Origin of the sequence: Bradyrhizobium yuanmingense (assembly GCF_029167105.1) — a bacterium.
In the GTDB taxonomy this organism is placed as follows: Bacteria; Pseudomonadota; Alphaproteobacteria; order Rhizobiales; family Xanthobacteraceae; genus Bradyrhizobium; species Bradyrhizobium yuanmingense_A.
Genome location: NZ_JARFML010000022.1, coordinates 106,898 through 119,384 on the forward strand (window position 1 = coordinate 106,898; position 12,487 = coordinate 119,384).

Consider the following 12,487-nt stretch of genomic DNA (forward strand, 5'->3'; position numbering starts at 1 on the left):
GGCTCAAGCGCGCCGCGGCACGCCGCCGGCGTTCATGCCGCCGTCAGTGACGAGAGCCGCACCTGTGCGGCATGGCTTGCTGCACGATGGATTCCGGGCTCGCGCTTCGCGCGCCCCGGAATGACATCCTTGCTTTCAGTGCCGATATTGCGGCTCCTCCGCATCCAGCTGACGCCGGATCGCGGCAAGATGCAGCCGAGCGGATTCGGAATCGCCCTCGCGCATCTGCCTGTAGGTCTCCGCCGCAACGGCGGGATCGACCGGCAGCACCTTCCGCCCCGTCGACATCGCCAGCACCTGCACCTCGGCGGCGCGCTCGAGATAATAGAGATCGTCCCAGGCTTCCGCGATGGTCGGCGCCAGCACCATCACGCCGTGATGCTTCATGAAGACGATGTCGGCATCCCCGACGGCGGAGGCGATACGCGCGCCTTCGCGGCTGTCGAGCGCGAGGCCGTTGTAGTCGCGGTCGACGGCGGTGCGCCCGTAGAATTTCAGCGCGGTCTGGCCGGCCCAGATCAGGGGCTCGCCCTCGATCATCGACAGCGCCGTCGCATAGGGCATGTGGGTGTGGAAGGCGACCTTGGCGCGCGGCAGCAGCCTGTGCATCTCGGCATGGATGTAGAATGCGGTCGCCTCGGGCACGCCCTCGCCCTCGAGCACGTTGCCATGGAAGTCGCAGATCAGGAGCTTTGACGCCGTCAACTCGCGAAAGGCGTAGCCGTAGGGGTTGACGAGGAACAGGTCGTCATGGCCCGGCACGACCGCCGAGAAGTGGTTGCAGATGCCCTCCTCAAAGCCGTTGCGCGCCGCCATGCGGAAGCAGGCCGCGAGGTCCTCGCGCGCGGTACGGATCGCGTCGGTGGCGAGGTCCGGCCGGTTCGAGCGGAATGGCGCGGGCGCGGGTGAAGAAGCGTGAAGGCTGTGCGCCATGGCGAAGGACACCTCTCTCGGTCGGGAGCTGCCCCATCTTGTACAGGGGCTGCGCTTGCGCGTCAGCCCCTGCGGCCGCCACCCTGCCCTGCGCAGCTCAAGCGCGCCGCGGCACGCCGCCGGCGTTCATGCCGCCGTCGATGACGAGCTCGCTGCCGGTGACGTAGCGCGAGCCATCGGAGGCGAGATACAGCACGCCCGAGGCGATTTCCGCGGCCTGGCCGGCGCGGCCAAGCGGCGTGACGACGCGGGCGCGCTCCTCCGGATCGATCGGGGCGTTCTGGCCGGCGCCCGCCGCCCCCGTCGGGATCTTGCCCCAGATCGGGGTATCGATGATGCCGGGGTGAACCGAATTGACCCGGATGCCGTCGCCCGCGGCCGCGCATTCCATCGCGATGGATTTGGCGAACAGCCGCACGCCGCCCTTGGTCGCCGAATAGGCCGACAATCCGGGCGAGCCGCGCAGGCCCGCCAGCGAGGACATCATGATGATCGAGCCGCCGCCCATTTTGCGCATCAGGGGCAGGCAATGCTTCACCGAAAGAAACACGCCATCGAGATTGATCGCATTCTGCTTGCGCCAGTCCGCGAGCGTCATGTCGACGATCGACGGCACGGAAATGCCGATGCCCGCATTGGAGACGAGCACGTCGAGCCGGCCGAAGCGCTTTGCGATCTCGGCGACGATCTCGATCCAGCGCTCTTCGCTGGTGACGTCCTGCTCCAGAAAGATCGCCTTGCCGCCGTCCCTGGTGATGCGCCTGACGAGCTCGGGGCCCCTCAGCTCGTCGATGTCGGTGGCGACGACCGTGGCGCCTTCGCGCGCGAACAGCTCGACTGTCGCCTCGCCAATGCCGGAGGCGCCGCCCGTCACCAGTGCGACCTTGCCCTCAACCTGCCCTGCCATGTTCACTCCCTTTTTTTGTTGTTTGGCCCGTTATATTTTGCGCATGATCTTTGTCGGAAAACCGCTTCGCACTTTTCCGGATCATGCGTCATCTAATCACGGATGGCCCCTGATCCGGTAGCGCGACGTCGACGACGCGGAATTGCACGCGCTCGGCGCCCTGGTAGCGGTCGACCGAGAGTGAGCCCGCGACATGCATCGGCTGGCCGCGATTGGCGAGCAGCGCATTGCCGAGCTTCTGGCCGACCGAACGGAACGCGATGCCGTTGACGATGGCGCCGTCGCCCGCCTTGAAACGCAGGCGCAGATGCGCTTGCCCGACCTCGTCGGCAAAGACGAGCTGGTGCGCGGGCAGCGCCAGCACCGGCTCCGGATTGCCGCTGCCGAACGGACCGGCGCGGTTCAGCGTCGTCGCCAGCTCCGCCGTCACCCCGCGGGCGGTGACGGCGCCGTCGATATAGAGCTCGTTGACGTGGCGCGCCTCGGCGACGTCGCGCGCCAGCGCGGTCTCGATATAGGCACGGAATTCGGCGAGCTTCTCCTTGCGCAGCGTCACGCCCGCGGCCATGGCGTGGCCGCCGCCCTTGAGCAGGATGCCGTCGGCGACCGCCTGCCGCACCGCCTTGCCGAGATCGACGCCGTCGATCGAGCGGCCGGAGCCAGTGCCAATGCCGCCCGGCTCCAGCGCAATGGCAAAGGCCGGCCGCGAGAACTTCTCCTTCAGGCGGGAGGCGACGAGGCCGACCACGCCGGGATGCCAGCCTTCCGAGGCCGTGACAATCACGGCGAGCTTATCCTCCAGCCCGATCGAGGCCAGCGCCTCGGCTTCGGCCTGGGCCTCCGCCGCCTGCTCGATGACGCGACGTTCGCTGTTGAGACGGTCGAGCTCGGCCGCGATCCGCGCCGCCTCGACGCTGTCGCCTTCGAGCAGCAGCCGCACGCCGAGATCGGCGCGGCCGATACGGCCGCCGGCATTGACGCGCGGCCCCAGCATGAAGCCGAGATGCCAGGCCTCCGGTGGGCCATTGAGCCGCGCCACGTCCATCAGCGCGGTATGGCCGACATGGTCGCGCCGACGCATCGCGATCAGCCCCTTGGCGACGAAGGCGCGGTTGAGGCCGATCAGCGGCGCGACGTCGGCGACCGTGCCGAGCGCGACGTGGTGCAGCATGCCGAGCAGGTCGGGCTCCGGCATTTCGCTGGTCCAGAAGCCGCGCTGGCGCAGTTCGCGATTGACGGCGACCAGCGTCACCAGCACGAGGCCGACCGCGGCGAGATGACCGAGGCCGGAGAGATCGTCGAGCCGGTTCGGATTGACCAGCGCATCCACCACCGGCAGCTCCGTGCCAGCCTGGTGATGGTCAATCACGACCACGGACATGCCGAGGCGCTTGGCCTCGGCGAGCGGCTCGATGCTGGTGGTGCCGCAATCGACGGTGATCAGCAGCGTGGCGCCCTTCGCCGCCAGCGCGCGCACCGCTTCCGTGTTGGGGCCGTAGCCCTCGAAAATCCGGTCGGGAATGTGGATCAGCGGATCGAGCCCGCAATGGCGCAGATGCCAGGCCAGCAGCGCCGCCGAGGTCGCGCCGTCGACGTCGTAGTCGCCGAAGATCGCAACCTTCTCGCCCTTGGTTGCGGCATCCGCGATGCGTTTGGCGGCGGCCTCCATCTCCGTCACCGTGAACGGGTCCGGCAGCAGCTTTCGGATGGTCGGATCGAGGAAGTCGGCGACGGCATCGATGTCGACACCGCGGCCGGCCAGCACCCGCGCCAGCAGTTCCGGCAATTGGTGCCGCTGCACGATGGCGAGCGCCTGGGCCGCCCCGCGCGCATCGAGCCGGTCGCGCCACAGCTTGTCGGTGAGCGAGCGCGCCACGCCCAGGAAGGCCTGGGGCGCTTCGACGGGGAGCGCGGATGCGGGAGGCGTCATGACGAGGGCTATCGATTGGGAACTCGGGTCCGGGCGACACGCTCGGGGCCGCGACTGGCTTGAAAGGATTGGCTGGGAAACCCCGGCGATTTGCAACGGCCGGGACGCACAAAGCGGTGGATGGCCAGCAGGCAGGCCGAAGTGACTATCATTTAGGCATCCCGCCAAACAGCAAATTAAGCAGGCGTTAGGCGGAATCCTCGAAAAAGAATCGTATTCGATCTGTAAGTCGTTGTTCCCCGTTCATTGCAGATCAGACCTCATTGCCAAGGGAAGTCCCCGATGTCTGCTGCGCTGGGTCTGAAAGCCAAGCCGATCGCCACCGAACCCGCGGACGATGATTCCGACATCTCCGCGCTGATCAACCGTCTCACCGCGGAGGTCAACCAGATCGCGGTCGACAAGACCAAGTCGATCCAGCAGATCACCAACCAGATGAAGATGCTGGCGCTGAACGCGCTAATCGAGAGCTCGCGCGCCGGCGCGCAAGGCGCAGGCTTTGCGGTCGTGGCACAGGAGGTGCGCGGCGTCGGCCAGCAGGTCGAGACCATCGCCCGCGAGCTCGAGACCCAGCTGACCAAACGCACCGGCGATCTCGTCGCCTCGATCGACCGCATGAGCCAGCGCTCCCGCGGCGAGCGGATGGTCGACCTGTCGCTCAACGCGATCGAGCTGATCGACCGCAATCTCTATGAGCGCACCTGCGACGTGCGCTGGTGGGCGACCGATTCCGCCGTGGTCGATTGCGCGGCCTCGCCCAGTGCTGCGGCCGTCTCCCATGTCTCGCAGCGCCTCGGCGTGATCCTCGGGGCCTACACCGTCTATCTCGATCTCTGGCTCTGCGACCTCGATGGCAACGTCATCGCCAACGGCCGCGCCGACCGGTTCCGCGTCGTCGGCCAGAACGTCGCCCACACCAAATGGTTTCGCGACGCGAAAGGCCTTCGCTCCGGCGACGATTATGTCGCCGGGGACGTCGAGAACCAGCCGCTGCTCGGCAATGCGCAGGTCGCGACCTATTGCGCCAGCGTGCGCGCCGGCGGACAGGCCAACGGCGCGCCGATCGGGGTGCTCGCCATCCATTTCGACTGGGAGCCGCAGGCCCGCGCCATCGTGCAGGGCGTGCGCGTCGGCGACGGCGACAAGGCGCGCGTGCTGCTGGTCGATTCGAATTTTCGCGTGATCGCGGCGTCCGACGGCCAGGGTATCCTCAGCGAGCGCCTCTCGCTGTCGCTGAACGGCCAGCGCTCCGGCTTCTACCACGACCGCACCGGCACGCTGGTCGCGTTCCATGCCACCCCGGGCTACGAGACCTATCGAGGGCTCGGCTGGTACGGCGTGATCGTCTGCGGGGCGTGAGGCGAGCAGCGGCCGCCTCCCGGAATCGGAGGCCGTCGCCCGTCCCATCCAAGACTGCGAAACAACCCCATGCACAGTAGCCTGGGGATTGTTTTCATTGGCATTTTCAAGGGCCAGTGCGCCGCTTGCGGCGTCCAAACATTTTGACACGTCGGGCAAAACGCTGGCAGCATTTTCCGGCAAGGTAAGCCCGCTACAGGCAAGAGCCTGCGCCATGGATCGGCTAGAGTCACTTCGCACCACATTTTCAATGTGAGAGGCGGGAGTTTCGATCGGCTTCGATCATCTCGCGCTCGGCAACCGCAAGGAGGCAAGCCATGAAGATCGTCGTGATCGGCGGAACCGGATTGATCGGATCAAGATTGGTGGCGAAGCTCAAGCAGCAAGGCCACGAAGCGGTGGCGGCCTCGCCGAGATCCGGCGTGAACGCCGTGACAGGGGAAGGCCTTGCCGCAGCGCTTTCGGGCGCGGATGTGGTCGTTGACGTCGCCAACGCACCGTCCTGGGAGCCGGCAGCTGTGCTCGCGTTCTTCCAGCAATCGAGCGAGAATCTTGTCGCGGCAGAGGCCGCAGCAGGCGTGAAGCATCACGTGGCGCTCTCGATCGTCGGCACCGACCGCTCGCCCGACAACGCCTATTTCCGTGCCAAGCTGGCGCAGGAAACCGTCATCAAGTCCGCCTCGGTGCCCTACTCGATCGTGCGCGCCACCCAGTTCTTCGAATTCCTCGCGGCCATTGCCGACACAAGCGCAATCGAGGGGAAGATCGTCGTTCCCACGGCTCAGTTTCAGCCGATCGCGGCCGACGACGTCGTCGATCGCCTCGCGGAGGTCGCAAGCGGCCGGCCGCTCAACGGCACGATCGATATCGCCGGCCCCGAGAAGGCCCCCTTCAATGAATTCATCGCGCGCCGCCTGAAGGCGTCCGGCGACCCACGCCCCGTGATCGGAGATCGGACGGCGCTGTACTACGGCACTCCCATCGACGACACGTCGTTGAACCCACTCGGCGAAGCACGGCTCGGGGCGACGCCGCTCGCAAAATGGCTCGCGAGCCGCTGAGGCACCGGCGGGCACGCTAGATCAGCATGCGATCAGCCGGTGCGCACGGCCATCTCCGCGGCGAGCAGCAACGCCGCGCGGCTGGCGCCGATCGAGGCGATGCCTTGCCCCGCGATGTCGTAGGCCGTGCCATGCGCGGGCGTGCAGATCGGGAAAGGGAAGCCGCCGAGCAAGGTCACGCCGCGATCGAAACCCATCAGCTTCATCGCGATCTGGCCCTGGTCGTGATACATCGTCAGCACGGCATCGAAGGCGCCGGCCTTGGCGCGCAGGAACACGGTGTCGGCCGGAAACGGTCCCTCCGCGGCAATGCCCTCGCGCTGGCTTGCTGCGACCACCGGGGCGATCACGTCGATCTCCTCGCGGCCGAAATTGCCGCCGTCGCCGGCATGCGGGTTGAGGCCTGCGACCGCGATGCGCGGCCGCGCAAAGCCGGCGTTCCGCATGCAGGAATCGGTCAGCTCGAGCGCGCGATGGATTCGTTCGCGGGATAGCTTCGCAGCGACATCCTTGAGCGGGATGTGCGAGGTGACCCGTGCGTTCCAGATCCCGTCGAGCACGTTGAATTCGCTTGCCGGCGATTTGAGACCGACGATTTCGGCCGAGAACGCGATCTCGTCGTCGTACTCGGCGCGGGCAAGGCGCATCGCCTGCTTGTTGAAGGGCGTGAAGCAGACCGCATCGACATGGCCGTCGCGGCCGAGCTCGAGCGCATGCCTGTAATTGGCCAGCGCGAATTTTCCGCCGGCAAGGGTCGCAGTCTTGGGCTCGACCTCTCTGGGAGCAAGGTGGCGGAGATCGATGAACAGCGCATCTTCCTGTGCTGCGCCAAGATCGGCGCCCTGCTCTATCATCTTCAGCTCCGGCTTGACGCCCGCAATGCGCGCGCCCTCGTCGAAAATGCGGCGGTCGCCGATAACCACGAGCCGGCAGCGCGCGCGGATGTCGTCCTGCGCCACGAGCTTGGCCGTCAGCTCCGGGCTGATGCCGGCGGGATCTCCCATGGCCAGCGCAATCAGCGGCTTTGCGGTCATATGATCGCCCTTTCCTGGACTGGCGCATCGGTCGCGGGCGACGCAGGTTTGCGCCACAACCGCGGCAGCTGCAACAGAAGCGGAAGCAGCAGCAGCGCGATGCCGCCCACGATCAGGCACGTCACCAGCTTGTTCGCAAAGAAAATGCCGAGAGATCCCTTGGAGATCAGCATCGACTGCCGGAACGCGTCCTCGGCCTTGTCACCGATGACGATCGCGAGCACGAGCGGCGCCAGCGGATAGAACAGCTTCTTGAAGAGGTAGCCGACGACGCCGAAGCCGAGCATCATGACGACGTCGAGATAGGAGTTCGACACCGAATAGGCGCCGACGACGCAGATGATCACGATCAGCGGCGCGATCACCACGAAGGGAATCCGCATCAGGGCGGCGAACACCGGGACCGTCAGCAGCACCAGGGCGACGGCGACGATGTTGCCGACATACATCGAGGCAATCAGGCCCCAGACGAAATCCTTTTGGTCCACGAACAGCATGGGCCCGGGATTGAGGCCCCAGATCATCAGCCCGCCCATCATCACGGCCGCGGTCGCCGAGCCGGGAATGCCGAGCGAGAGCATCGGCAGCAGCGCGCTGGTGCCGGCGGCATGATCGGCCGTCTCCGGCGACACGATGCCTTCGACCTCGCCCGTGCCGAAATGCCGGCCGCGGCGTGAAAAGCGGCGCGCGATGCCGTAGCTCATGAAGGAGGCCGCGGTCGGGCCGCCCGGCGTGATGCCCATCCAGCATCCGATCGCGGCGCTGCGCAGCAGGGCAACGCCGTGCCGCGGCAGGCGGCCGACGGCGCGGAACACCTCGCGCCAATCGATCTTCGAGGAGACTGCGCGCGCGTGAAATTCCTCCTCGACGGCCACCAGCAGCTCGCCGATGCCGAACAGGCCCATCACCGCGACGACGAAGCTGACGCCCTTGACCAGCTCGTCCACGCCCATGGTGAGGCGTACGCTGCCGGAGACCGTGTCGATGCCGATCGCGGCGATGGCAAAGCCGAGCGCCAGCGCCACGACGGTCTTGATCGGCGCCGCACCGCCCATGCCGACGAAGCTGGCAAAGGCGAGAAAATAGACCGCAAAATACTCGGCCGGCCCGAAGGCGAGCGCAGCCTGCGCCACCCAGGAGGCGAGGAAGGTGATCAGGATGACGCCGACCAGCGCGCCGAACGCCGCCGAACCGAAGGCGGTCGCGAGCGCCGTGGTCGGCCGGCCGTCGCGCGCCATCGGATAGCCGTCGAAGGTGGTCGCCACCGATGACGGCTCGCCCGGAATGTTGAACAGGATGGAGGTCACCGAGCCCCCGAACAGTGCGCCCCAATACATGCTGGAGAGCAGGATGATGGCCGAGACCGGCTGCATGCCAAAGGTGAGCGGCAGGAGCAGCGACACGCCGTTCGGCGCGCCCAGCCCCGGCAGCACGCCGACGAGAATCCCGAGCAGCACGCCGACCACCATCAGGACCAGATGCGGCACCGTGACCGCGATGGTGAAGCCGTGCAGGAGCTCCTGGAGATTGTCCATCCCGCTGCTCCCTCAGAACCCGAGCGCCGAAGCGAGCGCGCCATGCGGCAGGCTGACCTGGAACATGCGCTCGAACACGAGGTAGAGCGCGAGCGCCGTGGCTCCTGCCATGGCGAGCGCGCGTGGCACCGATTGATGCCGGGGGATCGCCAGCACCGCGAAGACATAGAGAGCGGAGGCGACGTACATCCCGGCGAGCGGAATCGCGGCGACGAAGATCGCAGCCGGCACGAACAGGCCGGCGAGCCGGCGCAGCTCGATCGACGTGATCGCGATGGGAACGTTTGCGAGCGTCGCGGCCGGCAGCACGCCTCGCACCAGATTGTAGAGGCTGCCGAGCACGACGATGGTCCCGGTCAGGAATGGGAACGTGCCGGCGTCCACGCCTGCGCTCGACCAGCCAATACCGTTGTCGAGGCTGGAGACGATGACGGCAACGCCGAAGCTGCCGGTGAGCACGGCGGTCGCAAGTTCAAGCGCGCGGCGAGAGATCATGGCGTAATGCCTTACTTCACCAGCCAGCCCTGCTCGCCCGCGACCTGCTTGATGTGCTCGAGGTCCTGCTTGATGAATTTTTCGAGCTCGGCACCGGTGAGGAACGTGTCGACCTGGGAGGTCTTCTCGATGTAGTCCTTCCACTCCGGCGTAGCCTGCACCTTCTTCATGAGGTCGACATAGAACGCGGCCTGCTCCGGCGTGACCTTGCCCGGCAGCCACACGGTGCGCGGCTGCTCATATTGCTTGATGTCGAGGCCCTGCTCGACGCAGGTCGGAACGTCGCCCCAGCCTTCCGTCGCGGTCACCTTCGGCCCCTGCGGCAGCCGCTTCGGGCTGAAGACGCAGAGCGGTCGCTGCGTGCCGCCGCGCCATTGCCCGAGGCTTTCGCTGGGGTTGTTGACATGGGAGTCGAGATGACCGCCGGCGAGCTGCACCGCAGTCTCGGCGCCGCTCTTGAAGGGGATGTAGGTCAGCTTGACCTTGCCGACCTTCTCGATCATGCGCGTCAGCACCTCGTCGGTGTCCTTCGACTGCGCGCCGCCCATCTTGAATTCGCCCGATGCGGCCGCCTTCAGATAATCGCCTGCGGTCTTGTAGGGCGAGTCCTGCTTGACCCACAGCAGGAACTCGTCCTGCGCCATCGCCGCGATCGGGGTGAGATCGGTGTAGTTGAAAGCGACCTTGGAGACGAGCGGCTGCTGCCAGGCGTTCGACGTGCCGAAGATGACCTTGTAGGGGTCGCCCGCGGAGGCCTTGCCGTAGACATAACCCTCGGCGCCGCTGCCGCCGCCCTTGTTGACGACGACGATCGGCTGCTCGATCAGCTTGTGCTTGGTGATGATGTTCTGCACCGCGCGCGCGAGATTGTCGGTGCCGCCGCCGGGGCCGGCGGTGGCCACGAACTCGATCGGCTTTTGCGGCTGCCAGGCGGCAAGCGCCGGCATGGTGCCGGCGAGCACGGCTGCGGCTGCGGAGAGCAGAAATGTTGACGTCCGACCCATGATTTCCTCCACCTGATTTTTTGTCTTTTGTTGTTGTCGTATCGACGTCCGGTCAGGCGACGTGTTCCTCGCGTCGTTCCAGGGCCGAGACGATTGCGCCTTCTTTTTCGAGCGCTTCGATTCGTGACTGGTCGAACCCATGCTCGGCCAGAACCTCTCGCGTGTGCTCACCATACACCGGTGCGCCCGACAGCACCTTACCCGGGGTCTCCGAAAACTTGATGGGAAGCCCGATCGTCTTGACGGGACCGAGCGTGGAGTGCTCGACCTCGACGACCATCTCGCGCGCCAGCGTCTGCGGGTCGCTGAGGGCCTCCAGCATGTCGTGCACGGGGCCGCACGGCACGCCCTTCTCGTCCAGCGCCGCCAGCCAATGCGCCCGCGATTGCTTGCGGAAGCACTCGCTCAGGACGGCCTCGAGCTCTTTCAGGTTGGCCATGCGATCGGCACCGGTGACGAAGCGCGGATCGTCGGCGAGCTCGCTCGCGCCGAGCGCTTCCAGCATCAACAGCCAATGCTTCTTGTTGGCGCCGCCGACCACCAGCCAGCCATCCGAGGCTTCGAAGGCCTGGTACGGTGCGTTGAGCGGATGGGCCGAGCCCATCGCGCGCGGCGCGGTGCCCGCCGCGAGCGCGATGGTCGACTGCCAATAGGTCTGCACCAGCGCAGCTTCGTAAAGCGAAGTCTCGACCCACTGCCCTTCACCGGTCTTGAGGCGATGGGTGTAGGCCGCCAGGATGCCCATGCTCGCGAGCAGGCCGGCGGTGATGTCGGACAGCGGTGGGCCGCACTTGACGGGCGGACCGTCGGGCCGCTCGCCGGTGAAGCTCATGATGCCGCTCATGGCCTGCGCGACGAGATCGAAACCCCTGCGGTGCTTGTAGGGGCCGGTGCGGCCGAAGCCCGACAGCGAGCAATAGATCAGCGCCGGGAATTCCGCGTGCAGCGCCTCATAGCCGAAGCCGAGGCGCTCCATCGCGCCCGGCGCAAAGTTCTCGACCAGCACGTCGGCATCGGCGATCAGCCGGCGCAGCACCTCTTTGCCGCCGTCGGTCTTGAGATCCAGCACGATGCCGCGCTTGTTGCGGTTCATCATCAGGAAGGAGGCCGCCTCGTCCCCGATCTTCGGCGGCACCGAATGACGGGTGTCGTCGCCGTTCGGCCATTTCTCGATCTTGATGACGTCGGCGCCCATGTCGGCGAGCATCAGGGTGCAGGTCGGTCCCGCCATGACGTGGGTGAGGTCAATGACCTTGAGGCCGGCCAGCGGTCCCGAACGGCGAGAGGTGGATTGCGATCGATCGCTTTGCATCGGCTCGTCCTATTGGCCGCGCCATTGCGGCGCGCGCTTGTTGAGGAAAGCATCGAGCCCTTCGCGAAAATCCTGGCTCGTGTAGCACATCAGGATGAGGTCTTCGCCTTCGTCCTGCGTCAGCCGCCGTTGCAGACCACTGACAGCCTGCTTGGTCGCATTCAGCGTCAGCGGCGCATGGCTCGCGACGAGGCGGGCGACCTCGTCGGCCCGCTTGTCCAGCGCGGCGATGTCCTCGACGACCTCGCCGAGCAGGCCAACGCTTGCGGCCTCCGCTGCGTCGACGAGGCGCGCGGTGAAGATGAGATCCTTGACGCGCGCAGCGCCGATCAACGCGGTGAGACGGCCGACATTGGACATCGACAGGCAGTTGCCGAGCGTCCTGGCGATGGGGAATCCGATCTTCGCAGCTTTCGTGCCGATGCGGAGGTCGCAGGCCGCGGCAATGCCCGCACCGCCGCCGGTGCAGAACCCGTTGATGGCCGCGATCGTTGGCACCCGGCACTGCTCGAGCGTGGTCAGCACGCGATCGATGCGGCTCTCGTAATCGATGGCGTCCTGCGGTGTCTTGAATTCGCGGAACTGGTTGATGTCGGTCCCCGAGGCGAAGGCCTTGTCACCGGCTCCGCGCAGCACCAGCACCTTGATATCACGGTCGCGGTTGGCCTCCTCGCAGATCGCGGCAAGCCGCTCGTACATGGCGAAAGTGAAGGCATTGCGGGCCTGCGGGCGATTGAAGGTGATCCGCCCGATGCCGCCGTCGGACTCGAACACGAGGTCTTCTGCCTCCACTTGCAGGTCCATTTCCTCATACCTTTCTGCTTTTTGCATTTTTGAATGCAAAACTTGGAATTTTCAAGCTGGAACTTGACAACTCCCCCATATAAGTTCGATTTTGCATTCAAATTGAGCTCAGA

At 66.3% G+C, this 12,487-nt stretch carries 11 protein-coding genes; 2 read left to right on the plus strand and 9 right to left on the minus strand.

Annotated features, from left to right (window positions below; translation table 11 throughout):
* Window positions 1-135: 135 nt before the first annotated feature.
* From P0R31_RS26305 to recJ, 3 genes are all read right to left on the minus strand, one after another.
* Window positions 136-933 carry an aldolase gene (locus P0R31_RS26305; protein WP_275517233.1) on the minus strand — a complete coding sequence of 266 codons (798 nt, stop codon included), beginning with the start codon at window positions 931-933 and terminating at the stop codon, window positions 136-138.
* Window positions 934-1,030: 97 nt separating this feature from the next.
* Window positions 1,031-1,840 (minus strand): SDR family NAD(P)-dependent oxidoreductase, encoded by an 810-nt coding sequence (locus tag P0R31_RS26310; RefSeq protein ID WP_275517235.1) that lies wholly within the window; start codon window positions 1,838-1,840, stop codon window positions 1,031-1,033.
* Window positions 1,841-1,928: 88 nt separating this feature from the next.
* Complete coding sequence (recJ, locus tag P0R31_RS26315) at window positions 1,929-3,770, minus strand: single-stranded-DNA-specific exonuclease RecJ (protein WP_275517236.1); 1,842 nt, start codon at window positions 3,768-3,770, stop codon at window positions 1,929-1,931.
* A 282-nt stretch (window positions 3,771-4,052) separates the two neighbouring features.
* Between recJ and P0R31_RS26320 the strand changes: the two genes are divergently transcribed.
* Both P0R31_RS26320 and P0R31_RS26325 read left to right on the plus strand, forming a co-directional pair.
* The gene (locus tag P0R31_RS26320; RefSeq protein WP_275517238.1) at window positions 4,053-5,129 is read left to right on the plus strand and encodes a methyl-accepting chemotaxis protein; all 1,077 of its coding nucleotides are present in this window, start codon (window positions 4,053-4,055) and stop codon (window positions 5,127-5,129) included.
* Window positions 5,130-5,446: 317 nt separating this feature from the next.
* Window positions 5,447-6,190 (plus strand): SDR family oxidoreductase, encoded by a 744-nt coding sequence (locus P0R31_RS26325; RefSeq protein ID WP_275517241.1) that lies wholly within the window; start codon window positions 5,447-5,449, stop codon window positions 6,188-6,190.
* A 32-nt stretch (window positions 6,191-6,222) separates the two neighbouring features.
* On the opposite strand, the gene P0R31_RS26330 is transcribed toward P0R31_RS26325, so the two are convergent.
* Genes P0R31_RS26330 through P0R31_RS26355 form a run of 6 tightly spaced genes read right to left on the minus strand, consistent with a single transcriptional unit; the run spans window position 6,223 to window position 12,374 of the window.
* Window positions 6,223-7,224, minus strand: coding sequence for a 4-hydroxythreonine-4-phosphate dehydrogenase PdxA (locus P0R31_RS26330; RefSeq protein ID WP_275517242.1), 1,002 nt, complete (start codon window positions 7,222-7,224; stop codon window positions 6,223-6,225).
* On the minus strand, window positions 7,221-8,759 hold the full coding sequence (locus tag P0R31_RS26335) for a tripartite tricarboxylate transporter permease (RefSeq protein WP_057029102.1): 1,539 nt from the start codon (window positions 8,757-8,759) through the stop codon (window positions 7,221-7,223). Before P0R31_RS26335 ends, P0R31_RS26330 begins: the two co-directional genes overlap by 4 nt.
* Before the next feature lie 12 nt (window positions 8,760-8,771).
* Window positions 8,772-9,254 carry a tripartite tricarboxylate transporter TctB family protein gene (locus tag P0R31_RS26340; protein WP_275517244.1) on the minus strand — a complete coding sequence of 161 codons (483 nt, stop codon included), beginning with the start codon at window positions 9,252-9,254 and terminating at the stop codon, window positions 8,772-8,774.
* A gap of 11 nt (window positions 9,255-9,265) precedes the next feature.
* Window positions 9,266-10,258, minus strand: a complete 993-nt coding sequence (locus P0R31_RS26345; protein WP_275517247.1) for a Bug family tripartite tricarboxylate transporter substrate binding protein — start codon at window positions 10,256-10,258, stop codon at window positions 9,266-9,268.
* A gap of 52 nt (window positions 10,259-10,310) precedes the next feature.
* On the minus strand, window positions 10,311-11,570 hold the full coding sequence (locus tag P0R31_RS26350; RefSeq protein WP_275517249.1) for a CaiB/BaiF CoA transferase family protein: 1,260 nt from the start codon (window positions 11,568-11,570) through the stop codon (window positions 10,311-10,313).
* 9 nt (window positions 11,571-11,579) lie between these two features.
* The gene (locus P0R31_RS26355; RefSeq protein ID WP_275517250.1) at window positions 11,580-12,374 is read right to left on the minus strand and encodes an enoyl-CoA hydratase/isomerase family protein; all 795 of its coding nucleotides are present in this window, start codon (window positions 12,372-12,374) and stop codon (window positions 11,580-11,582) included.
* Window positions 12,375-12,487 lie beyond the last annotated feature (113 nt).

What these genes read in the sequence shown, in the direction of transcription:
- P0R31_RS26305 (WP_275517233.1), bottom strand. Translation starts at nt 933, where the DNA reads ATGGCGCACAGCCTTCACGCTTCTTCACCCGCGCCCGCGCCATTCCGC.
- P0R31_RS26310 (WP_275517235.1), bottom strand. Translation starts at nt 1,840, where the DNA reads ATGGCAGGGCAGGTTGAGGGCAAGGTCGCACTGGTGACGGGCGGCGCC.
- recJ (WP_275517236.1), bottom strand. Translation starts at nt 3,770, where the DNA reads ATGACGCCTCCCGCATCCGCGCTCCCCGTCGAAGCGCCCCAGGCCTTC.
- P0R31_RS26320 (WP_275517238.1), top strand. Translation starts at nt 4,053, where the DNA reads ATGTCTGCTGCGCTGGGTCTGAAAGCCAAGCCGATCGCCACCGAACCC.
- P0R31_RS26325 (WP_275517241.1), top strand. Translation starts at nt 5,447, where the DNA reads ATGAAGATCGTCGTGATCGGCGGAACCGGATTGATCGGATCAAGATTG.
- P0R31_RS26330 (WP_275517242.1), bottom strand. Translation starts at nt 7,224, where the DNA reads ATGACCGCAAAGCCGCTGATTGCGCTGGCCATGGGAGATCCCGCCGGC.
- P0R31_RS26335 (WP_057029102.1), bottom strand. Translation starts at nt 8,759, where the DNA reads ATGGACAATCTCCAGGAGCTCCTGCACGGCTTCACCATCGCGGTCACG.
- P0R31_RS26340 (WP_275517244.1), bottom strand. Translation starts at nt 9,254, where the DNA reads ATGATCTCTCGCCGCGCGCTTGAACTTGCGACCGCCGTGCTCACCGGC.
- P0R31_RS26345 (WP_275517247.1), bottom strand. Translation starts at nt 10,258, where the DNA reads ATGGGTCGGACGTCAACATTTCTGCTCTCCGCAGCCGCAGCCGTGCTC.
- P0R31_RS26350 (WP_275517249.1), bottom strand. Translation starts at nt 11,570, where the DNA reads ATGCAAAGCGATCGATCGCAATCCACCTCTCGCCGTTCGGGACCGCTG.
- P0R31_RS26355 (WP_275517250.1), bottom strand. Translation starts at nt 12,374, where the DNA reads ATGGACCTGCAAGTGGAGGCAGAAGACCTCGTGTTCGAGTCCGACGGC.